Consider the following 22,970-nt stretch of genomic DNA (forward strand, 5'->3'; position numbering starts at 1 on the left):
CGTTGCCGGCCTGCGGCTTAAGGCCACCGCCTTTAGCCACGGATGTCGTCAACGGCAAATGAATTCCGCTGATGGCCCGATCAGTCCGCGTCATGCACCGAAGTTGGAAGCGCCGCCCTCAGCTTTTCACCGTGAACGTGTGCTCCGGCCCCGGAAAGGTGCGGGCCTTCACCTCGTCCGCATAGGCCTCGGCGGCGGCCGAAATCTGTGGCGCGAGATTGGCGAAATGCTTGACGAAGCGCGGTTTGAAGTCGTTGAAGAGACCCAGCATATCGTCCGATACGAGGATCTGGCCATCGCAAGCCGGCGATGCGCCGATGCCGATCGTGGGCGCCTTCAGGGAGGCGGTGATTTCTCGCGCGAGCGGCTCGACGGTTCCCTCGACCACGATGGCAAAGGCGCCGGCATCGTCGATGGCCTTGGCATCCCGGCGGATCTTGGCCGCCTCGCGTTCCGTCCGACCGAGAGAGCGATAACCTCCCGTCGTGTTCACCAGCTGCGGCATCAGCCCGACGTGACCCAGCACGGGAATTCCGCGGCTCGACAGGAAATCGACCGTCTCGGCCATCTCCGCACCACCTTCAAGCTTGATGGCGCTGCACCCCGTTTCCTTCAGGATACGGGCGGCGTTGCGGAAGGCCTGTTCGCGGCTCTCCTGATAGGAGCCGAACGGCATGTCCACGACGACACAGGCAGCGGACGTTCCGCGCATGACGGCCTGCCCGTGCGCGATCATCATCTCCAGCGTGACACCGAGCGTCGAGTCCATGCCGTAGAGCACCATGCCGAGCGAATCGCCGACCAGCAGAAAGTCCACATGGGGATCGAGCAGCCGGGCAATCGGCGTCGTATAGGCGGTGAGGCTGACGATCGGCCGCTCGCCCTTCAGCGCCTGAACGGCGGAAGGGGTCAGGCGACGACGGGAGGTGGCGGAACCGGGCTGAACGCTCATGGCAGACGGCTTTCGGAAGAAGAGGACGGGGAATAGACGCGATTGTCGAGGAGCCGCGTACCGCCGAACCGGACGAACAAAAGAAGCAGCACCGGACGACCCTCAACCGTATCGACAGGCGCCAGCGTCTTCGGATCGCGCACGGCAACCACCTCGGGAGCGGCAAGCGGCTCGCGGCGGATGAAGTCGGCAACCGCCTGCTCCAAATCGGCGGCAGACGTCAAACCGGAGCGGAGCAGTCGGTCAGCCTCGTCCAGCGCCTGCGGCACGATCACGGCCGCACGGCGTTCCTCAGGAGACAGGTAGACGTTGCGCGAGGAAAAGGCGAGCCCGTCGGCCTCGCGCACGGTCGGGACGGCCACCACCTCCACCGGCTGGGCAAGGTCATCCACCATGCGCCGGATGATCTGCACCTGCTGGAAATCCTTCTCGCCGAAATAGGCGCGATCCGGCTGCACGAGATTGAAAAGCTTCGTCACCACTGTCGCCACGCCCGCAAAGTGACCGGGACGTACCGCCCCCTCAAGCTCTGCACCGAGCGTGTGGACATCGACCACCGTCTCCATAGCGCGCGGATACATATCGGAAACACTAGGCGCAAACAGGATATCGACGCCACCGTCCAGCAGCATTGCCTGATCGCGCGCGAGATCGCGGGGATAGCGCGAAAGATCCTCGCCCGCGCCGAATTGCAGTGGATTGACAAAAATACTGGCAACGACGATGTCGCTGGCCGCGCGCGCCCGACGCACGAGATCCATATGCCCGGCATGTAGATAGCCCATGGTGGGCACAAGGCCGACGGAGCGTCCCGCCCGTCGATGTTCGCCGAGCAGCCGCCGCAGATCGCCGATTGTCGAAACCGTCTCCATCCCGGATCTCCCCCTCCGTTATCCGGCATCCGGTATCGCGTGCGCTGCAAAAAGACAATTCAAAGACGAAGCAGGTGCAAAATAAACTGCTGATGCACCCAAGGCATCCAACATATCAGCCGCCGATCAGGGCCAACCACTCGTCCTCGTCCATCGTCTCCACACCGAGTTCCCGAGCCTTGTCGAGCTTTGAGCCAGCCCCCGGACCGGCAACGAGAATGTCCGTCTTCTTGGAAACGGAGCCTGAAACCTTTGCGCCCAGACTTTCGGCCCGAGCCTTCGCCTCGTCTCGGGTGAACTTCTCCAGCGATCCGGTAAAGACCACCGTCTTGCCTGCAACCGGGCTCCCCTCGCCTGTCGGCGCTTCCGCATCGAGCGGCGTCACCTGTTCAAGGAGACGATCGACCACGGCGACATTCCGATCCTCCTTGTAGAACTCCACGATGGCACGCGCGACGACGTCGCCGATCCCGTCGATCCGGTTCAGGTCGTCCCAGGCCTCCGCACCCGGCTCGCCCGCTGCCCGCATCGCCTTGTCGAACTCGCCGTAACTACCATAGGATCGCGCCAGCAGCTTTGCCGTGGTCTCGCCGACATGGCGGATGCCGAGCGCGTAGATGAAGCGCGGTAGCGCCACCTGTCGACGCTCGTTGATTGCCTCGTAAAGCTTGCGAACGCTGACCTTGCCGAAGCCGTCGATGTTTTCAAGTTTGGAGAGAGAGCCCTGCTGGCGCTCTTCCAGCGTGAAAATGTCAGGGGCTGTGCGGATCGACAGGGTGGGATCTTCCGAAGCGAAGAAGAAATCGATCTGCTTGGCACCGAAGCCTTCGATATCGAAGGCGTTGCGCGAGACGAAGTGCTTCAGATGCTCCACGGCCTGCGCCCTGCAAACGAACCCACCCGTGCAGCGCGTGACCGAATCGACCTTGCCCGTCTTCTCGTTGACCTCCCGCACGGCATGACTGCCGCAAACAGGGCATGTCTTCGGAAAGACATAAGGCACGCTATTCGCCTCACGCTTCTCCTCGACGATATCGACGATCTGTGGAATGACGTCGCCGGCGCGCTGGACGATGACAGTATCGCCGATACGGATGTCGCGCCCATCTCGCAGAGGCTGGCCGGCAGTGCCGAGCCCCTTGATGTAGTCTTCGTTGTGCAGCGTCGCATTGGTCACGACCACCCCGCCGACGGTCACCGGCACAAGGCGCGCAACGGGGGTCAGCGCCCCCGTCCGCCCCACCTGGATGTCGATGGCGGTCAGGATCGTGAAAGCCTGTTCGGCTGGAAACTTGTGCGCGGTGGCCCAGCGCGGCGAGCGCGAGCGGAAGCCGAGCCGACGCTGGAGCGCGAGGTCATCGACCTTGTAGACGACGCCGTCGATATCGTAGTCGAGCTCCGGTCGCTGGAGCCCGATCTGGCGGTAATGGTCGAGAATGGCCGCGACCGATGTCAACCTCTGCGTCAGCGGATTGACCGGGAAGCTCCACCCCTTCAGCGCCTCCACCATGCCGGACTGGCTGTCCGACGGCATCTCCGACATTTCTCCCCAGGCATAGGCGAAGAACCGCAACTTGCGCGTCGCGGTAACCGCAGCATCCAGCTGGCGAAGCGAGCCAGCGGCGGTGTTGCGGGGATTGACGTAGGTCTGGCGCCCTTCGGCTTCCATCTGGGCGTTCAGCTTCAGGAAGTCGCTCTTGGCCATATAGACCTCGCCGCGCACCTCCACCACATCGGGCGCGCCATCGGGCAAGGTCTGCGGTATCTCCGAGATGGTGCGGATATTGGCGGTGACGTTCTCCCCCGTCGTGCCGTCGCCTCGCGTTGCGGCCGTCACCAGCTTGCGCTTTTCGTAGCGCAGCGACATCGACAGTCCGTCGATCTTGGGCTCGGCTGTAAACGCGATGGAATCATCCGGAAGGCGACCGAGGAAGCGGTAGACGCTGGCGATGAAATCGCTCACGTCCTCGTCGGAAAACACGTTGTCGAGCGACAGCATGGGACGCGCGTGCGTTACCTGCTGAAAGAGGCCGGACGGCGCAGCGCCAACCTTGCCGGAGGGGCTGTCTGGCCGCACGAGATCCGGGAACCGCGCTTCGATCTCGCCATTGCGCCGCTTCAGCGCATCATAGTCGGCATCCGAAATTTCAGGCGCGTCCTTACCGTGATAAAGCGCGTCATGGCGGGCAAGCTCGGAGGCCAGAAACGCCAGCTCCTCCACGGCATCGGCTTCGCTCAGCGCATCGACGGGCTTGATATCGGTCATGGCGGTCACTCCTGCTGTCGGGAGTGTTGTAGCGAAATTCGCTCTTTTGAGAAGAGGACGAGACCGGCGATCGCAAGCTCATCTCAGTCCTGTTATTCCGCAAAGTCTTCATAAGACAGGGAAAAGGGTCGCCGCGTCAGCCACCACCCGCCAGCAACTTCGCCGCCGCCGCCCTCGCCTCTTCGGTGATCGAGGCACCGGCAAGCATGCGGGCGATCTCTTCCGTGCGATCCTTGTCGTTCATGCGCGCAACCCGTGTCGCGATCATCTCCGAGGACTTTTCGGAAGGACCCTTCGAGATCAACAGATGGGTCGCCGCTCGCGCCGCCACCTGCGGCGCGTGGGTGACGGAGAGAACCTGAACCGTCTTCGAGAGCCGCTTCAGCCGCTGCCCGATGGCGTCGGCAACCGCGCCACCGACGCCGGTGTCGATCTCGTCGAAGACGAGCGTGGGTGCGGAGCCGCGGTCGGCCAGCGCCACCTTCAGCGCCAGCAGGAATCGTGAAAGCTCGCCCCCCGACGCCACCTTCATGATCGGCCCCGGCCGCGTGCCCGGATTGGTCTGCACATGGAACTCGACGACATCGATGCCTTCGGCCGTCATCTGCGTCGGATCGCTCGCGACCTCCGCCATGAAGCGCGCACGCTCCAGTTTCAGCGCCGGAAGCTCGGCCATTACGGCCTCCGACAAGGCGCTCGCCGTATGATGCCGTTTGGACGACAGGGCCGCCGCCGCCGCATCGAAATCCGATCGCGCAATGGCGAGTTGCGTTTCCAACTGCTTCAGCTTCTCTTCGCCCGCATCGAGATCGGCCACGCTATTGATCATGCGCACGGCCAGTGCCGGAAGCTCCGTGACGGGAACCGAATATTTGCGGGCGGCAGCGCGAAGTGCGAACAGCCGTTCCTCCACCCTCTCCAGTTCTTTCGGATCATATTCCGTCCGCCGCAATGCCGCTTCCACAGCCATCTGCGCGTCGGACAGCTGGTTGAGCGCCGCATCGAGCAGGTTGACGGTTTCCTCCAGAAGACCCGGCGCCTCGTGGCTCTTGCGCTCCAGACGACGCATGAGCGAGGCAATCTGCGGAACGGGAGACGCGTTGCCATTGAGGAAATCGCTCGCCTCGCTGATATCCGAGGCAATGCGCTCCGACTTCATCATCGTCGCGCGACGCTCGGCAAGCTCGTCTTCCTCGCCATCGAGTGGCGCCAGAGCCTCCAGCTCTTCGACGGCGGCGCGGAGATAATCGGCTTCGCGGGCGGCGGCGTCTACCTTCTCACGGTGACGCTTCAGACCGCGTTCGGCATCGCGCCAGATACGGAAAAGGTCGCTGACCGTTTCCGCTTCCCCCGTCAAGCCGCCGAAGGCATCGAGAAGCAGCCGATGGGCATGGGTATCGACCAGCGCGCGATCATCATGCTGTCCGTGGATTTCGACAAGCCGCTGCCCCGCCTGCCGCAGAAGCTGAACGGAAACCGGCTGGTCGTTTACATAGGCCTTGGTGCGACCGTCGGACGATTGCACGCGGCGAAAGATCAGGTCCCCATCGTCATCGATGCCGTTTTCCCGCACGAGCAGCCGCGCGGGATGATCGAGCGCAACGTCGAAAACCGCCGTCACCTGCCCCTTTGTCCCGCCATGGCGCACGAGCGAACCATCGCCGCGCCCGCCGAGCGCCAGCGACAGGCTGTCGAGCAGGATGGACTTGCCTGCCCCGGTCTCGCCGGTCAGGACGGAAAGGCCGGCATCGAAGGACAGGTCAAGCCGTTCGATCAGGACGATATCGCGGATCGAGAGCTGTGAAAGCATTCGGTCTTCTGTTCTTTCGGATCAGACGCCGAGGATCTTCTTGCCGGCCCGGGAAATCCAGGACCCGCCATTCTCGCGCGGCTCGAGCCCGTTGGTCTGCAGCAGCTTGTAGCTGTCGGCGTACCATTGGCTGTCAGGATAGTTATGTCCGAGAACGGCGGCTGCCGTCTGCGCCTCGCTGGTAATGCCCATGGCGAAGTAGCTCTCGACCAGGCGGGCCAGCGCTTCCTCGACCTGATTGGTGCCGGAATACTGCTCGACCACGGTGCGGAAACGCGTGACGGCCGCCAGGTATTCCTTGCGTTCCAGATAGTAGCGCCCGACCTGCATTTCCTTGCCGGCCAGCTGGTCCTTCGCAAAGCGGATCTTCGCCTGCGCATCTTCGACATATTCGGAATTCGGGTATTTATCGACAACCACCTGCATGGCCTCGATCGTCTTGAACGCCGGCTTCTGGTCCTGCGTCACCGTCGGGATCTGCTTGGAATAGGCAAGACCCAGAATGTACTGCGCGTAAGCGGCATCTTCCGATTCGGGATAAAGATTGAGATAGCGCGTGGCCGCGTTGATCGCGTCCTGGTTCTGTCCCTGCCGATAATTGACGAAGGCCTTCATGACCAGAGCCTTGCGGGCATATTCGGAGAACGGCTGCTGCTTGTCGATGGCGTCGAACTTGCGCGCGGCTTCCGTCGTCTTGCCGGCATTCAGGTTGGCGAGGCCCTGATTGTACAGAACCTCCGGCGGATCTGTCTCGGCCGTCAGTTTGGTGATGTCGATGTCGGGGTCGTTCTGGCAGGCGGTCACGACGACGCTGGTTGTCCCCGCTACAAGCGTGACCATCGCCACGCGCGCCATCGTCTTCCATTCGAAGCCGTCTGCAAAAACCATCAGAACATCCCAACTCGAGTGGCAGCTGCCCCGCCGCCGACCATGCGGTTCTAGATCATACTAGAACAAGTCCGCAACGTCATGGTGACCGATTAACGCAATTTTGTGGCATCGCGTCCATGAAAAAGCCGGTCATATGACCGGCTTTAAGGCAATTTTTATGTATATTGTGCGTCAGGCCGAAAGCTCGGACGCGCCTGCGACCTGCTTCTCGCGCGGGAGACGTGTGCGCGGCATCGCCGTTTCCACGATCTCGTAGGCCGTGGGATCGCTGAACAGAGCCTGCAAGGCGTTGGCGTTCATCTTGTGACCGCCGCGATAGGACCGATAGCAACCGATGAACGGCAGGCCGGCCAGCGCGAGGTCGCCGACAGCATCCAGCGTCTTGTGACGAACGAACTCGTCCTTGGCGTAGCGCAGACCTTCGACATTGATGACGGTATGATCATCGGCGATGACGACAGAGTTTTCGAGCGAGGAGCCCAGGCCGCGGCCGGCAGCCCACATACGCTCGACATCGCGCATGAAGCCGAACGTGCGGGCCCGCGACAGTTCGTTCTTGAAGGTCGCAGCCGTCATGTCGCCCTGCCAGGACTGGCGGCCGATGAGCGGCGTATCGAAATCGATCTCGACCTCAAAGCGCATACCGCCATCGTAAGGCACGAATTCCGACCAGGAAGCACCGCTCTCGATTCGCACCGGCTTCAGGATTCGGATGTAGCGGCGCTTCACGGCAAGAGCCTTGATGCCCGTCTGCTCAATGGCCTCGATAAAAGGAGCCGAGCTGCCGTCCATGATCGGCATTTCCGCGCCATGAACCTCGACGAGCAGATTGTCGAGACCGACAGCGTAGATCGCAGCCATCACATGCTCGATCGTTGCAATCCAGGTAGCCGGCGACGTGCCGAGAATGGTGCAGAGATCCGTATTGCCGACATTGGAGGAGACGGCACGGTACTCACCGAGAACCCGCTCGCCCTCGACACGCTGGAAGACGATACCGGTATTGGCTTCAGCCGGATGAAAGGTGATCGATACGTCGGCGCCTGAGTGCACGCCCGTCCCGCTCAGGGTTACCTGATCGGCGATGGTCGTCTGAAACCCCAGCAGTCCAATTCCCAGTCCCATACTCTTCACTTTCACAATTCTGGCGGCGAACCGCCTTATTCCGTGTCTGCAAGATACGTCTTTGAGCCCCAGGTCAACCTCTCGACGGCAAGTCGAACTTGCCGCCCCCAGCCTTCGGTACGATCGGGAGCATTGATATGCGCAGACTTTCCAGTCCGAAGATAAGGCCCTCGACCGGCCATTCCAAATCACTGTTTCTTTCGCATTGTAACGCTTCTTCTACACCCGCTAAACCCATGAACGGGTTACGAAAAACGGAAAAGCCTGGGCTTGTGGGCCCAGGCGTTCCGGCAAGGTAGAAGGCGGGTGGAAAATCAGTTCGACTGCCGGCGAAGGAACGCCGGAATTTCGAGCTGATCGTCGTCCTGCGCACGCGGCTGCGGGTTCACGCGGCCGCGTTCGTCGAGCGCACCGCGACGCGGTGCGTAGACGCTCGCCTCGGGTGACAGCGGACGACGCTGCTGCGATGCAGCTGTCGGCGCTCCCGAGGTCATGTCCGACGCGACGGAATGATCTTCCTCTTCGCGGCGGCCGAGCGAATTGGTGATTCGCTTGAGAAGACCCATCGGACCGCGCTCTTCGTGATGCGCGGCGGCCGGCTGGGACCGGTGTTCGGCTTCGGCCTTCACCATTGGCGGGAAGTCCTCGACCTTCGGCATGCGGACAGGTTCCGGCTGGCGCATCATCGGAGCGGGCTCGTGACGCTGAACCATCGGCTCATGCTGCATGTGGTGCGCCGGCGCATGCTGGGCATGCATCGGAGCGGCCTGAACCGGCTGCTGCTGGTAGATCGGCATCTCAACCGGAGCCTGCGGAGCCGGAGCGCGCATGACCGGAGCGGCTTCCGGTGCAGCACCGGCAAACAGCTTGCTCTGCGGGCGGAAGTCGTCCTGAGCCTTTTCGGCGGCGCGCGCCTGGATCAGGAGTTCGCGTTCGATCTCAGCCTGACGGATGGCTTCTGCGATATGGTCGGCCTGCGGTGCCTGCGGCTGGGGAGCCGCCTGCTGCATGACGGGTGCCGGCTGAGCCTGCATGACCGGCGCGGCGGCAGGTGCTGCCGGGCGGGCGGCGGGCTTGGATGCTACCGGGCGAAAGCTAGAAGTCCGATCGGCCACCTCCGCGGCCGTACGATCGATTCCGGTTGCAACGACGGACACGCGAATCATGCCCTCGAGTTCTTCGTCGAATGTCGCACCAAGGATGATGTTGGCGTCCGGATCGACTTCCTCGCGGATACGAGTCGCGGCTTCGTCGACTTCGAACAGCGTCATGTCACGACCACCGGTGATCGAGATCAGGAGGCCCTGCGCACCCTTCATCGACGTTTCGTCGAGGAGCGGGTTGGCGATTGCGGCTTCGGCAGCGGCCATTGCGCGGCCATCGCCCGAGGCTTCGCCGGTGCCCATCATCGCACGACCCATCTCGCGCATCACAGAGCGAACGTCGGCGAAGTCGAGGTTGATCAGACCTTCCTTGACCATCAGGTCGGTGATGCAGGCAACACCCGAATAGAGAACCTGGTCGGCCATTGCGAAGGCATCGGCGAAGGTCGTCTTGTCGTTGGCGATGCGGAAGAGGTTCTGGTTGGGGATCACGATCAGCGTATCGACCGACTTCTGCAGTTCGGCGATGCCCTGATCGGCAAGACGCATGCGGCGCTGGCCTTCGAAGTGGAAAGGCTTCGTGACGACGCCGACGGTGAGGATGCCCTTGTTGCGCGCAGCCTGCGCGACGACCGGAGCAGCACCCGTACCCGTGCCGCCGCCCATGCCGGCGGTCACGAAGCACATATGCGTGCCGGAGAGGTGGTCGATGATTTCATCGATGCACTCTTCGGCAGCAGCGCGACCGACTTCCGGCTGCGAACCCGCGCCGAGACCTTCGGTGACAGCCACACCCATCTGGATGATTCGTTCTGCCTTGGTCATGGTCAGCGCCTGGGCGTCCGTATTGGCGACGACGAAATCGACGCCCTGGAGACCTGCGGTGATCATGTTGTTGACGGCGTTGCCGCCGCCGCCGCCGACACCGATAACAGTGATGCGGGGCTTGAGCTCGGTGATATCCGGCTTCTGCAAGTTGATGGTCATTTTACCCGTTCCTTCCTGGTTTCTGGTCGCCTTGCCGAGCCGACCAAATCTCAATTTACCCTTATGCAGGTCCTACCTTACGCGAACCTAGAAACTCTCTTTCAGCCACTGCCCCATTCGAGCGATACGGCTGTCGCCGCCGCCGAGCGACGAAAGCATCCCGCCCTGGGCGGCATGCGTCTCCATCTCGGCGACCTGCGGATAGATCATCAGGCCGACAGCCGTGGAGAAGGCCGGGCCCTTGGCGGCCGGCGGAAGGCCGGAAACACCAAGAGGGCGACCAATCCGCACGTTGCGGGCAAGAATACGGCGCGCCGCTTCCGGCAGGCCCGTCAGCTGGCTTCCGCCACCGGTCAGCACAACCCGCTTTCCGACGATCGGCGAGAAGCCCGAACGCTGGATGCGGTCGCGAATGAGTTCCAGCGTCTCCTCGACGCGAGCGCGAACGATTCGCGAAACGAGGGCGCGTGGAACGTGAGTCGGCTGATCGCGATCGTCTTCGCCGATAGGCGGAACCGTCACCATTTCGCGCTCGTCGGCGTCGTTCGGCATGACCGAGCCATGCACGACCTTAAGCCGCTCGGCATCCTCGATCCGGGTCGAGAGACCGCGTGCAAGGTCCGTCGTCACATGATGACCGCCCAGGCTCACGGCGTCGGCATGCACAAGCTTGCCCTCCGCAAAGACCGAGATCGTCGTCGTGCCGCCGCCCATGTCGATGCAGGCGCAGCCGAGTTCGACCTCGTCGTCCACCAGTGCGGAAAGACCGCTGGCATACGGGGTCGCCACGATGCCTTCGACCGAAAGATGCGCGCGGTTGATGCACAGTTCGAGGTTCTTCAGCGCCGCACGCTCGGCCGTCAGCACGTGCATGTCGACACCGAGGGTGTCGCCGAACATGGCGAGCGGATCGCGGATGCCACGTTCACCGTCGAGCGAGAAACCTGTCGGCAGCGAATGGAGAATGACTCGGTCCTGACGCTGCGAGCGCTGGCCGGCAGCCGCAAGAACCCGCTTGAGGTCCGCGCCGTCCACTTCCTGACCGCCGAGATCGACGGAGGCCGTGTAGATGTCGCTCTGCAGGCGTCCTGCGGATACGTTCACGATCAGGCTGTCGATTGTCAGCCCGGCCATGCGCTCGGCGGCATCCACGGCAAGCCGTACGACGCTTTCGGCGGCATCCAGATCGGCGATGACGCCGTTCTTCATGCCGTGCGATTTGTGATGGCCAAGACCGATAACCTCGATCGCATGCGTGCGACCGGGCAGGATCTGGCTTTCGGCGCGCGGTGTCAGGCGGCCGATCATGCAAACGACCTTCGTCGAACCGATGTCGAGGACCGAAACGATGTGGGATCGCTTCGCCGACAGGGGCTTCAGACGCGGCAGGCCGAAATGCGACGAACCGAACAGGCTCATATGCGGTCCTCTTGGCTCTCGATTTTCTTGAGCTGTTTGGTGCGGGCTTCAAGGGCGACCTGTCGGCGCTCTGCGGCGCCGGGGGTCAGTTGTATGGTGGTGCGATCTTCGAGACGAAGATCGACGGCGGCGATGTCGCGCTCCAGCAGTTGCTGGCCCTCTTCCATCGTGGACAGCACCTGCATGGCGCGGTCGAGATCCTGCTCGGGAAGCTTCACCATGACGCCATTGTCGAGGATCAGATCCCAGCGACGACCGGCGACACGGACATAGGCCTTCACGCGGCTGGCGATTTCCGGCCAGTCGGCGAAGCGGGCATAGAAGCCGGCCGCTGCGGTTTCCGCGTCCCGACCGACGAACAGGGGCAATTCGGCGAACTTGTTGTCGCGCAGCGGCGCAATCACGCTGCCGCTCTTCTCGATGAGCGACAGATCGGACCCGTGCTGCCAGATACCGAAAGCCTTGCGCTCCTTGAGGTTGACCTCGATCGTGCCGGGATAGACCTTGCGGACCGTCACCTCTTCGACCCACGGCATCTTCGCGATGGCCTGACGGGCGGCATCGATATCGAGAGCGACGAGTGACGTCGCACCATCGAGACCGATCTCCTGAAGAATGTCGATTTCAGAGGTCTGGTCGTTGCCAGCGATCTTCACGTCCTCGATGGCGAAGCCGGCAGCCGACGTCGTCGCCTTTGCGACTTCAGGCGTGTGTCCGCCGATCGCCATGCCATAGAGGCCCGTTGCAGCAAAGAGCGCCAGCGCGGAGACCGTGCCGGTATAAGGTGCGAAGTGAATGCGGCCCGTGCCGAGCGCGACGAAGAAGCGGACGACGCGACGCAGCGGACGCGGCAAGACGACATGGCCATCCATGTCCCGGAACTCCTGCGGCGCGCGGACGCGCTCCTGGAAACGACCTCTCAACGCAAACACGACGCATCCTCCACGATCCAGCTGAGGAACTCACCAAAGGAATGGCCGGCATGAACCGCCATTTCAGGAACCAGCGATGTCGGGGTCATACCTGGCTGCGTGTTGATTTCGAGCCAGATCAGCTCACCCTCTTCGGATGCGCTTTCGTCAAGGCGGAAGTCGGAGCGGCTGACACCACGGCACCCCATCGCATGATGTGCCGCAACGGCCAGTCTTTGAATGTTTTGGTAAATATTCGGTAAAATTTCCGCCGGAATGACATGCTTCGAGCCACCCGCGGCATATTTTGCATCGAAGTCGTAGAAGGCATGCCCCTGCGGAATGATCTCGGTCACGCCCAGCGCTTCGCCGCCCATGACGCCGCAGGTGAATTCGCGGCCGGGAATGTACCGCTCGACCATGACGAGGTCGCCGTAGCGCCACTCGCTGGATGTGATGATCTGCGGCGGATGCGACTGATCCTTCTGGACGATGACGACGCCGAAGCTCGACCCTTCGCGCACAGGCTTGACCACGTAGGGCGTCGGAATCGGATGATCCTGGCCGAAATCGTGCCGATCCATCACCTTCGCCTCGGCAACGGGAATGCCCGCCGCCTTCGCGACGATCTTGGCCTGCCCCTTGTCCATGGCCAGCGACGAGGCCAGCACACCGGAATGTGTGTAGGGAATTTCGAGATATTCCAGAATGCCCTGTATCGTGCCGTCTTCGCCGAAAGGACCATGCAGTGCATTGAAAGCGACGTCGGGGCGCAGCGCGTCAAGAACGGTGGCGACATCGCGATCGACATCGATTCGCGTGACGCGATAACCGAAGGCTTCCAGCGCGTCGGCACAGGCGGCGCCCGAAGACAGGCTGACCGGCCGCTCCGACGAGAAGCCTCCCATCAGCACTGCGACGTGTTTGCCACTCATGAAAACCCCCGACGTTTCTGATCCATCATGCGCCGGCGAAGCGACCGGAAGAACTCCGACTCAACGCTTGCCTGTCTGCGCTCACTAAAGCGTCATTAAGGTTAACGAACCGTTTACTTTCGTTAACCTGGTGCGGTGAGCGGCACGCCAGACAGAACCGCAGCCAAGGCTGGCGATGGCTGTGATCAAAATGGCACGGAAGCATTCCGCATGGCTCGCGCCGGTTCCGTCACACTTTTGCGAAGAGTGATCTCCCCTCACCGGGCTTTCGCCCAAAGACAAGGCAGCGGTAAGGCAGCCCGCAAAGCGAGCTATGCGGCATCGTTCCATCTCATGCGAAACGGCGAGAGATCGCGTCATATTATTGCGTAAACAGGGTTTCTTCCGACATTAACTTGCCTTAAGAAGCCGTCAGCTACCTATGAGGGTGGCGGATCCTCAACACGGACAAGATCATGAGCAACGCGATATCTCCGGTATCGTCGAAGGCAGATGTCTTGGACGCACGCGCTACCAATTCCCCGGCTCGCGTGCTCCTGGCGAGCCTCGTCGGCACCACCATCGAATTCTTCGACTTTTACGTCTACGCAACGGCTGCCGTTCTGGTGTTTCCGACGCTGTTCTTCCCGAACAACGATCCGACGACAGCGCTGCTGGCATCCTTCGCCACCTTCTCCATCGCCTTCTTCGCCCGCCCGCTCGGCGCGGTCGTCTTCGGCCATTACGGAGACCGCGTCGGCCGCAAGACGACGCTGGTCGCAGCCCTTCTGACAATGGGCATCTCCACCGTCATCATCGGCCTTCTCCCATCCTACGAATCGATCGGCGTTCTCGCACCGCTGCTTCTGGCTTTGTGCCGGTTCGGTCAGGGCTTTGGCCTTGGCGGCGAGTGGGGCGGCGCCGTTCTGCTGGCAACCGAGAATGCGCCTGAAGGCAAGAAGAGCTGGTACGGCATGTTCCCGCAGCTCGGCGCACCCGTCGGCCTGTTCCTCTCCTCCGGCGTCTTCTGGCTGCTGCTGCATGTCATGTCGCAGGAAGCGCTGCTGAGCTGGGGCTGGCGCGTGCCGTTCATCGCCTCGATCCTGCTGATCGCGGTCGGCCTCTGGGTTCGCCTGTCCATCACAGAAACACCGGCGTTCCAGAAGGCCATCGACAAACACGAACGCGTTCAGGTTCCTGTGGTCGAACTCTTCCGCAACCACAAGCGGAGCCTCGTTCTCGGCACCTTCGTTGCGCTGGCAACCTTCGTGCTGTTCTACATCGGCTCGGCCTATCTCCTGTCCTACAACATCAAGGTTCTGAAGCTACCCTTCGTCGATGCGCTCGAAATCCAGCTGCTCGGCGCCGTTCTCTTCGGCATCTTCATCCCCATCGCCGGCAAGCTGGCCGAGCGCTTCGGCCGCCGTGAGATCCTGATCGGCGTGACCGTGCTGATTGGTATCTTCTCCTTCTTCCTGCCGGGTCTTCTGACCAGCGGTGAAGCGAGCGTCGTCCTGTTCGTCGTCATCGGCATGGCGCTGATGGGCATCACCTACGGCCTGATCGGAACGGCGCTCGCCGCCCCCTTCCCGACCAATGTGCGCTACACCGGTTCGTCGATCACCTTCAACTTCGCCGGCATCTTCGGCGCCTCGCTGGCGCCCTACATCGCAACCTACCTGCAGGCGACCTACGGCATGACCGCCGTCGGCTACTACGTGCTGTTCGCAGCCGTCATAACGCTCGTCTGCATCCTGCTGTCAGGCAAGCACGAGGTCTGACCTCAAGCAGAATCAGAACAAACAAAAAGGCCGCGAAGTCTCTGACTTCGCGGCCTTTTTGTTTGTGAAGAAAGCTTACTCTCCCGGATGCAACCTATTGCGACGCCCTGATCTCCATTCGGAAATCCATATCGCGCCCCACACGGAAACTGCGAGCAACACAGGCAGAAGATAGAGATAGAAGATGGTCCCGAACGTCACGGCCTGAGTTTCCCGAGCATATGTCTTGCTGCCCAATGTAATGCGAGCGCTGTCAAAAGCCAAGTGATGGTCGAAATAGCGAGCGGCGCCGATAAACCAAACAGCACCTGCCCATTCGCCAGCGAAACAACCGGCGTTATGAAACCTGCCGCAATGGACGCCGTAGCCAATCGGTCGATCGAATTGGCTGCGAGCTTCACCCGCTCATTGTGGATGAGAGGCGAAGCATCACCTCCCGCCATCACACCGTGGCCCGGCCCAGAAACTCCCGCACCTCGTAACCGGCCATGAATTTGCCGATCCGCTTGATCTCCCACTCCAGCTTGATGCCGGAATGCTCCATCACGCGCTGGCGCACGGTTTCGCCGAGATATTCAAGCTCGTAGCCGCTCGCCTGCCCTGTATTGATCATGAAGTTGCAGTGCATGGGGGACATCTGCGCGCCGCCGATCATCATGCCACGGCAGCCGGCCTCGTCGATCAGCTTCCAGGCGGAATGACCTTCCGGGTTCTTGAATGTCGAGCCACCCGTCTTCTCACGGATCGGCTGAACTGTCTCCCGGTGCTGGCGCACCGCGTCCATCTCGGCGCGAATCTTCGCCTTGTCCTCGGGATATCCCTCGAACACGGCGTGCGTGAAGATCAGTTCCTTCGGCGCGCTCGAATGGCGGTAGCTGTAGCCCATGTCGGCATTGCTCAACACGTGCTTCTCGCCCTGCCTGTCGATGGCATGCACTTCGACCACCCGCTCGCGCGTCTCGCCGCCGTTTGCGCCAGCGTTCATCCGCAGTGCGCCACCGACCGTGCCCGGTATGCCGTAATAGAAGAAGAAGCCGCCGATCCCGTGATCGAGCGTCATGGCGGCGAGGTTCTTGTCCGGGCAGATGGCGCCAGCCTTTACACGGTTGTCGCCCACAAGCTCGATGTCACCAAAACCCTTTGCCGAAAGGCGGATCACCACGCCGGGAATGCCGCCGTCGCGCACCAGCAGGTTCGAGCCGACGCCGGCCACCATGACCGGAACCTCTTCCGGAACGAGCTTCAGAAAGGTCACGAGATCATCGACGTCATGTGGCTGGAACATCAGCTCGGCAAGCCCGCCGGCGCGGAACCAGGTCACGCGGTCCATGGGCGCATCCGGCGTCAGCCGTCCCCGAAGCGCGTTGACGCCCTCGCCGAGAGATGCGAGCAGCTTTGTTCCGTCAACCTGTTTCATGCGTCCTGTCCTGTCCCCTGCTCTGTGATGTCGGCCAATTCCTTTGGCAGCGCGGCAGCCCAGTAGGTAATGCTGCCGGCGCCCAAAAGAACCACGAAGTCACCGGGTTGTGCAATGGTGGCGACGAGCGGCGCAAGGCCTTCGGGCCCTTCGACGTAGCGGGCATCGCGATGGCCGCCCGCTTTGATCCGGGAAACCAGCTCCCGCGAGGTGATACCCTCGATCGGCTCCTCGCCGGCCGAGTAGACCGGCGACAGAATAATCGTATCGGCATCGTTGAAGCAGGCCGCGAAGTCCTCGAACAGGCTCTGCAAACGCGAGAACCGGTGCGGCTGGTGCACAGCTATGATTCGGCCTTGGCAGGCCTCCCTCGCGGCGCGCAGCACCGCCTTGATCTCGACCGGGTGGTGCCCGTAGTCATCATAGATCCGAACGTTGTTCCACTCGCCGGTAAAGGTGAAGCGCCGCTTGACGCCGCCGAAGGCGGCAAGGCCCTTGGCGATATCCTCGGAGTTCATGCCGAGCCGGTTTGCGACCGCGATCGCGGCCGTCGCGTTGGAGACGTTGTGGCGACCGGGCATCGGAAGGCGCAGGTCCTTCAGCTCGATCAGCTGGCCCGTACGGCGGCGGCGGATGGCGACGTCGAAGATCGAGGTCGCTCCATCCATGCGGATATTGAAGAAGCGAACATCCGCCTGCGGGTTCTCGCCATAGGTGATGACCTTGCGGTCCTCGATCTTGGAGACCATCGTCTGCACTTCGGGATGATCGAGGCACATCACGCCGAAGCCGTAGAACGGTACGTTTTCGACGAACTGGCGGAAAGCGGCCCGCACCTGATCGAACGTGCCGTAATGGTCGAGATGCTCCGGGTCGATATTGGTGACGACAGCGACATCGGCAGGAAGCTTCAGGAATGTGCCATCCGATTCGTCGGCTTCGACCACCATCCATTCCCCGGCCCCCATGCGGGCATTCGTGCCATAGGCATTGATGATGCCGCCATTGATGACGGTCGGGTCGAGGCCGCCTGCTTCCAGCAGGGCCGCAACCATCGAGGTCGTGGTCGTCTTGCCATGCGTGCCGCCGATGGCGATCGAGCTTCGGAAGCGCATGAGTTCGGCCAGCATCTCGGCGCGGCGCACGACGGGCAGCAGCTTTTCGCGCGCCGCGATCAGTTCCGGGTTGGTCTTCTTGATCGCCGTGGACACGACGACGACCTCGGACTCGCCAAGGTTCTCAGCCTTGTGACCGACGAAAACCTCGATGCCTTTCTCGCGCAGTCGCTGGACGTTGGCGCTTTCGGATTGGTCGGAACCCTGAACGCGGTGGCCGAGATTGTGCAGCACCTCCGCAATGCCGCTCATCCCGATCCCGCCGATACCGATGAAATGGACGAGGCCGATCGTCTGCGGCAGTTTCATGAGCGCTTTTCCTTGAATTGGGCAATCGTCTGGCCGCTGGCAATAGCCTCTACCATGCCGGCAAGCAAGCGCGCGGCATCCGGGCGGCCGGCAGCCTTGGCGCTGGTCGCCATCTCCGCCATGCTCTCCGGGTTGTTCATCGCATCGCGAATGAAGCTAGCGAGAACCTCCGGCGACAGGTCTTTCTGCGGCACGAGCCGTGCTGCTCCCGTCTCGGCAAGAGCGGCGGCATTTGCCGACTGATCGTGATCGAGTGCGAAGGGATAAGGCACGAGGATGGACGGGCGACCGATGACGGCAATCTCCGATACGGTGGAAGCCCCGGAACGGCAGACGAGCAGATGCGCGGCGGCGATCCGTCCTGCCATATCGGTGAAGAACGGCGAGATTTCCGATGTCAGCTCGAATTTCGCCATCGCCGTCCGCGCGCCATCGAGATCCTCCGGCCGGGCCTGCTGCGTCACGTGCAGACGGGCGCGAAGCTCGGGCTCGAGCAGTGCGACGGCTGAGGGAATGGCCTTCGAGAAAAACTGCGCGCCTTGGCTACCGCCAAACACGACAAGCCGGAAGGGCTCGCCCGGGCCAGACGCCGCATAGGGAACCTCCGCAGCCTCAAGCACGGCGGGACGCACGGGATTGCCGGTCGTTACCGTCTTCTTCGCATAGCGCCCGTCCGTTTCCGGCAGAAAGCCGCCGGCAATCGCCGTGACACGCCCGGCAAGGCCCTTGTTCGCGCGGCCCATCACCGCGTTCTGTTCATGAATGATGGTGGGGATGCGCAGCCGGCTGGCAGCAAGAAGCGGCGGCACGGTCGGATAGCCCCCGAAGCCCACAACCACCTTCGGCTTCACTTGCCGGATGATCCCGCGGGCCTCGCGCATGCCGCTCCACAATTGCCAGAGCGAGGACGCGACCTTTACCGGGTTACGCGAACCGATCGTGGCGGAGCGGACGACATGGATGCCCTCGGCGGGGAACGAACCGGCATAACGCTCGGCGCGGTGGTCGGTGATCAGGTGCACCGTGAAATCCAGTGCGGCCAGTTCGTGCGCGAGCGCCTCGGCTGGAAAAAGATGACCGCCGGTACCTCCGGCGGCTAGCATGACAATGCCCTTGGTCAAGACTCGAGACCTCCAGTACGAAGCGTGTTGCGCAAAGCTGCGCAGCGAATATGTATCAAAAAAGCACGGCCGAAATGTTCTAGCGCATAATGTCGAAAACCGGCACCGGTTTCCTTCAACTTTCCAGCAACTTGAAGTGCCTCAGCGCCGCGTGTCGGAACGAAGCGCGGCGCTGTCATTTGGTTGGCGCCCGTTTTGAGCGCACGACGGGAACGCGGCAGTCGCTATTCCGCCGCGACAGGCGCCCCGGTGCGGAACAGGCTGCGCTCCAGAGCGCGCTTTTCTGGGCGGTGACGCGTCAGAGCGAGAATGAAGCCGGCCGTCACGCAGATCGCGATCATCGAGGAGCCGCCATACGAGATCAGCGGCAACGTCATGCCCTTGGCGGGAAGCAGTTCGAGATTGACCCCGACATTGATGATCGACTGGATTCCGATCTGCAACACCAGCCCGGCGACGGCGAAACGGTTGAAGTCGTTGCGCTCGCGGAAGGCATGGCTGAGGCCGCGCATGACGAGGAACGAGAAGATGGCGACGATCACCATGCAGAACACGATGCCGAACTCCTCGGCCGCGACCGAAAAGATGAAGTCGGTATGGCTGTCCGGGATGATGCGCTTGATGATGCCCTCGCCCGGACCCTGCCCCAGCCAGTCACCGCGGATGATCGCTTCGCGCGCCGTGTCGACCTGGAACGTGTCGCCCTCGCCGGTCATGAACCGGTCTATACGGCCGGCCACGTGGGGAAGCAGCGTGTAGGCGACAACCAGACCGCCGACGGCCGAACCGCCGAGCACGACGATCCAGAGCCACGGCATTCCAGCCATGAAGAACATGCCACCCCAGACGGCCGTCGTGAGGATGGTCTGACCAAGGTCGGGCTGGGCGATGAGAAGCGTGGCGACGATGCCGTACAGCAGGATTGCGAAAAGGTTGCCCGGGATTTCCGGCTGGCGAGCATGTTCGGAGAAGAGCCAGGCGCAAACGATGACGAAGGCCGGCTTCATGAATTCGGACGGCTGTATACCGATGGGGCCCACGGAGAACCAGCGGCGCGAGCCCTTGATCTCGACGCCGAAGAAAAGCGCCAGAATCATCATGGCGATGGATGCGGCGAGGATGACGATGGCCGTGCGACGCACCTGACGCGGTGTGAGAAACGACAGGCCGATCATGACGACCAGCGACGGAATGAGAAATGCCGCCTGGCGCTTCACGAAGTGAAAGCTGTCGAGGCCCAGCCGCTCGGCCACGGCCGGGCTGGCGGCGAAGGACAGCATGAAGCCGATGCCCATCAACAGAATGAACGTCGCCAGGAAAAACCTGTCGATGGTCCAGAACCAGTCGGCCACCGGGCCACGCTCCGCACGACTCACCATGTCTTCATCCTCGTCAAAAAGCGCAGTCGCGCCGTAAACCGTCCGGCCGCGGCGACATGAGCCGCCACGGCTGTCAAATCAGCATGGTCGCACCGGGGAGTGCAGCCACATGAGCCACGAATGCATCCCCGCGCATCTCGAAGTTCTTGTACTGATCGAAGCTTGCGCAAGCCGGGGATAACAGAACGGCTGCCGGCAGCCCGTCCCGTGCCGCATCGGCCGCCGCATCCGCCACGGCCTTCTCCAGCGTTTCCGAACGCTCGAAGGGAACGGCATCGCCAAGTGTCGCAGCAAAATCGTCCGCAGCCTGACCGATCAGGTAGGCTTTTGCGATTCTCGCAAAATAGGGAGAAAGCGACGCGATGCCGCCTTCCTTGGGCACGCCGCCGGCGATCCAGTAGATCCGCTCGAAGCTCGACAAGGCCGGGGCCGCAGCTTCGGCATTCGTCGCCTTGCTGTCATTGACGAACGTGACGCCGCCGATGGTCGCAACCGGCTGCATGCGATGCTTGAGCCCTGGAAAGGATGCGAGGCCCGAAAGGATTTCCGCTTTCGACACGCCGACAGCAAGGCAGGCGGCGATCGCCGCTGCCGCGTTCTGTCCGTTATGGCTGCCTCGCAGCGTCGCAATGCCCGAGAGATCGGCAAAGACCTCCGCATGACCGGCCTCGGCGCGCATCACGGCGGCGTCCTGCGCGAAATATCCGTCGCCAAGCGACCGGTGCCGCGCGATCCGAATGACGTGACGACCGGCGAGCGCCACGCGATCCGCAATGGCTTCGCACCAGACATCGTCCACGCCGATGATGGCGGTATGGCTCGCAGCGACGAGGCGCTCCTTGATCGCTGCATAATTTTCCATGGTCCCGTGCCGGTCGATATGGTCGGGCGTGAGGTTGAGAAGAATGCCGGCCGTCGGCTCCAGCGAAGGCGTCAGGTCGATCTGGTAGGACGAGCACTCGACCACGTAGAACCGGTCTTCCGCCAGTGGATCGAGCGTCAGCACCGCAGTGCCGATATTGCCGCCGAGCTGCGTATCCCGGCCGCTGGCGGCGAGAATATGCGCAATCAGCGCCGTGGTCGTGGATTTTCCATTGGTGCCCGTGATGGCGATCAGCGGTGCTGCGGGCGCAAGCGCGCGTCGCTCACGCGAGAAAAGCTCCACGTCACCGATGACCTCGACGCCAGCGCCGCGCGCAAGATCGACCGTCCAGTGCGGCTTCGGATGCGTTAAGGGAACGCCGGGCGACAGAACGAAGGCCGAAAATATCGACCAGTCGGCCTCCCGCAGGTCGCCGGTGCCGATACCCTCGGCCGCAGCCTTTGCCACGCTCCCGGCATTGTCGTCCCACGCCGTCACCATGGCACCGCCGGCAACCAGCGCACGCGCGGTGGCGAGCCCGGAGCCTCCGAGACCGAAGAGAGCGACGTGACGACCTTTGAGCGTGGTGACGGGGATCATCGGCTTACCGCAGCTTCAGCGTGGACAGGCCGACCATGGCCAGAATGACGGCGATGATCCAGAAGCGGATAACGACCTGGCTTTCCGTCCAGCCCTTCTTTTCGAAGTGGTGGTGGATGGGCGCCATGAGAAACACGCGGCGGCCGGTGCGCTTGAACCAGAAGACCTGGATGATGACGGACAGCGTCTCCATGACGAACAGGCCGCCAATGATGACCATGACGATTTCGTGCTTGGTGGCGACGGCAACGGTGCCGATGAGACCGCCGAGCGCCAGAGAGCCGGTGTCGCCCATGAAGATGGCGGCCGGCGGCGCATTGAACCACAGGAACCCGAGCCCCGCCCCGATGACCGCCCCGAGAATGACGGCCAGTTCGCCGGTACCCGGCACGAAATGGATCTGAAGATAGTTGGCGAACACCGCATTGCCGGCGAGATAGGCGATGACACCGAAGGACGCCGCAGCGATCATCACCGGGACGATGGCGAGGCCGTCGAGCCCGTCCGTCAGGTTCACGGCATTGCCGGCGCCGACGATGACGAAGCCACCGAACAGGATGAAGAAATAACCGAGGTTGAGCGTGAAATCCTTGAGGAAGGGAAATGTCAGAGAGGAGCCGAAGGTCGAGCCGGCAGTGCCCGCCGATATCGCCGACCGCATCATGAAGAACACGGCGATGGCGGCGACAGCGAATTCGATCGCAAGACGCGCCTTGCCGGAAAAACCCTTGTCCGACTGCTTCGTCACCTTGAGATAGTCGTCATAAAAACCGATAGCGCCGAAGCCGAGCGTGACGAGCAATGTCGAGACCACGTAAACGCTGGACAGGTCGGCCCAGAGAAGCGACGAGACGACGATGCCGGCAAGGATCATGAGACCGCCCATCGTCGGCGTTCCCGCCTTCTTGAAGTGCGTCTGCGGTCCATCGGCACGGATCGGCTGTCCGCGGCCCTGCCGCACGCGTAGCGACGAGATCATCTTCGGCCCGAACAGGAAGACGATCATGGCGGAGGTGAAAAGCGCAGCCCCGGTGCGGAACGTGATGTACCGGAACAGATTGAAAAACTGGAAATGGTCCGCCAGTTCGACAAGCCAGATGAGCATGAGGGACCCTTCCCCGAAAATTCGATATCGA

General features: G+C 62.4%; 18 protein-coding genes. 1 reads left to right on the forward strand and 17 read right to left on the reverse strand.

The window, feature by feature from the left end; translation table 11 throughout:
• Nucleotides 1–118: 118 nt before the first annotated feature.
• The 10 genes from panB to BSG19_RS02060 form a co-directional block, all read right to left on the reverse strand.
• Nucleotides 119–952 (reverse strand): 3-methyl-2-oxobutanoate hydroxymethyltransferase, encoded by an 834-nt coding sequence (gene panB, locus BSG19_RS02015; protein WP_092984348.1) that lies wholly within the window; start codon nucleotides 950–952, stop codon nucleotides 119–121.
• Nucleotides 949–1,824 carry a pantoate--beta-alanine ligase gene (gene panC / locus BSG19_RS02020; protein WP_092984350.1) on the reverse strand — a complete coding sequence of 292 codons (876 nt, stop codon included), beginning with the start codon at nucleotides 1,822–1,824 and terminating at the stop codon, nucleotides 949–951. Before panC ends, panB begins: the two co-directional genes overlap by 4 nt.
• A gap of 115 nt (nucleotides 1,825–1,939) precedes the next feature.
• Nucleotides 1,940–4,090 carry an NAD-dependent DNA ligase LigA gene (gene ligA, locus BSG19_RS02025; protein ID WP_092984352.1) on the reverse strand — a complete coding sequence of 717 codons (2,151 nt, stop codon included), beginning with the start codon at nucleotides 4,088–4,090 and terminating at the stop codon, nucleotides 1,940–1,942.
• A 136-nt stretch (nucleotides 4,091–4,226) separates the two neighbouring features.
• On the reverse strand, nucleotides 4,227–5,900 hold the full coding sequence (gene recN, locus BSG19_RS02030) for a DNA repair protein RecN (protein WP_092984354.1): 1,674 nt from the start codon (nucleotides 5,898–5,900) through the stop codon (nucleotides 4,227–4,229).
• Between the two features lie 21 nt (nucleotides 5,901–5,921).
• Nucleotides 5,922–6,755, reverse strand: a complete 834-nt coding sequence (locus BSG19_RS02035; protein ID WP_244529094.1) for an outer membrane protein assembly factor BamD — start codon at nucleotides 6,753–6,755, stop codon at nucleotides 5,922–5,924.
• 207 nt (nucleotides 6,756–6,962) lie between these two features.
• Nucleotides 6,963–7,910: a UDP-3-O-acyl-N-acetylglucosamine deacetylase gene (lpxC, locus tag BSG19_RS02040; protein ID WP_092985512.1), complete on the reverse strand. Its 948-nt coding sequence runs from the start codon at nucleotides 7,908–7,910 to the stop codon at nucleotides 6,963–6,965.
• A gap of 320 nt (nucleotides 7,911–8,230) precedes the next feature.
• Nucleotides 8,231–10,006 (reverse strand): cell division protein FtsZ, encoded by a 1,776-nt coding sequence (gene ftsZ, locus BSG19_RS02045; protein WP_092984358.1) that lies wholly within the window; start codon nucleotides 10,004–10,006, stop codon nucleotides 8,231–8,233.
• An 87-nt stretch (nucleotides 10,007–10,093) separates the two neighbouring features.
• Nucleotides 10,094–11,425, reverse strand: a complete 1,332-nt coding sequence (ftsA, locus tag BSG19_RS02050; protein ID WP_092984360.1) for a cell division protein FtsA — start codon at nucleotides 11,423–11,425, stop codon at nucleotides 10,094–10,096.
• Nucleotides 11,422–12,297 carry a cell division protein FtsQ/DivIB gene (locus BSG19_RS02055; protein WP_280142390.1) on the reverse strand — a complete coding sequence of 292 codons (876 nt, stop codon included), beginning with the start codon at nucleotides 12,295–12,297 and terminating at the stop codon, nucleotides 11,422–11,424. Before BSG19_RS02055 ends, ftsA begins: the two co-directional genes overlap by 4 nt.
• Before the next feature lie 47 nt (nucleotides 12,298–12,344).
• Nucleotides 12,345–13,271, reverse strand: coding sequence for a D-alanine--D-alanine ligase (locus BSG19_RS02060; protein WP_092984362.1), 927 nt, complete (start codon nucleotides 13,269–13,271; stop codon nucleotides 12,345–12,347).
• Between the two features lie 455 nt (nucleotides 13,272–13,726).
• On the opposite strand from BSG19_RS02060, the gene BSG19_RS02065 reads away from it, so the two are divergent.
• Complete coding sequence (locus BSG19_RS02065) at nucleotides 13,727–15,031, forward strand: MFS transporter (RefSeq protein ID WP_092984364.1); 1,305 nt, start codon at nucleotides 13,727–13,729, stop codon at nucleotides 15,029–15,031.
• 197 nt (nucleotides 15,032–15,228) lie between these two features.
• Here BSG19_RS02065 and BSG19_RS25640 read toward each other — a convergent pair whose 3' ends face one another.
• The 7 genes from BSG19_RS25640 to mraY form a co-directional block, all read right to left on the reverse strand.
• A complete protein-coding gene (locus BSG19_RS25640; RefSeq protein ID WP_139274705.1) occupies nucleotides 15,229–15,474 on the reverse strand; it encodes a hypothetical protein in 246 nt (81 codons plus the stop codon).
• The gene (gene murB / locus BSG19_RS02070) at nucleotides 15,474–16,448 is read right to left on the reverse strand and encodes a UDP-N-acetylmuramate dehydrogenase (RefSeq protein WP_092984366.1); all 975 of its coding nucleotides are present in this window, start codon (nucleotides 16,446–16,448) and stop codon (nucleotides 15,474–15,476) included. The genes BSG19_RS25640 and murB overlap by 1 nt, the downstream gene beginning before the upstream one ends.
• Nucleotides 16,445–17,872: a UDP-N-acetylmuramate--L-alanine ligase gene (gene murC, locus BSG19_RS02075; RefSeq protein ID WP_092984368.1), complete on the reverse strand. Its 1,428-nt coding sequence runs from the start codon at nucleotides 17,870–17,872 to the stop codon at nucleotides 16,445–16,447. Before murC ends, murB begins: the two co-directional genes overlap by 4 nt.
• Complete coding sequence (gene murG / locus BSG19_RS02080; RefSeq protein WP_092984370.1) at nucleotides 17,869–18,993, reverse strand: undecaprenyldiphospho-muramoylpentapeptide beta-N-acetylglucosaminyltransferase; 1,125 nt, start codon at nucleotides 18,991–18,993, stop codon at nucleotides 17,869–17,871. Before murG ends, murC begins: the two co-directional genes overlap by 4 nt.
• Before the next feature lie 224 nt (nucleotides 18,994–19,217).
• The gene (gene ftsW / locus BSG19_RS02085) at nucleotides 19,218–20,372 is read right to left on the reverse strand and encodes a putative lipid II flippase FtsW (protein ID WP_092984372.1); all 1,155 of its coding nucleotides are present in this window, start codon (nucleotides 20,370–20,372) and stop codon (nucleotides 19,218–19,220) included.
• 73 nt (nucleotides 20,373–20,445) lie between these two features.
• Complete coding sequence (murD, locus tag BSG19_RS02090) at nucleotides 20,446–21,834, reverse strand: UDP-N-acetylmuramoyl-L-alanine--D-glutamate ligase (protein WP_092984374.1); 1,389 nt, start codon at nucleotides 21,832–21,834, stop codon at nucleotides 20,446–20,448.
• Nucleotides 21,835–21,838: 4 nt separating this feature from the next.
• The gene (gene mraY, locus BSG19_RS02095; RefSeq protein ID WP_092934418.1) at nucleotides 21,839–22,939 is read right to left on the reverse strand and encodes a phospho-N-acetylmuramoyl-pentapeptide-transferase; all 1,101 of its coding nucleotides are present in this window, start codon (nucleotides 22,937–22,939) and stop codon (nucleotides 21,839–21,841) included.
• Between the last annotated feature and the right edge of the window lie 31 nt (nucleotides 22,940–22,970).

Origin of the sequence: Rhizobium sp. NFR03, from assembly GCF_900111275.1 — a bacterium.
Taxonomy (GTDB): domain Bacteria; phylum Pseudomonadota; class Alphaproteobacteria; order Rhizobiales; family Rhizobiaceae; genus Ferranicluibacter.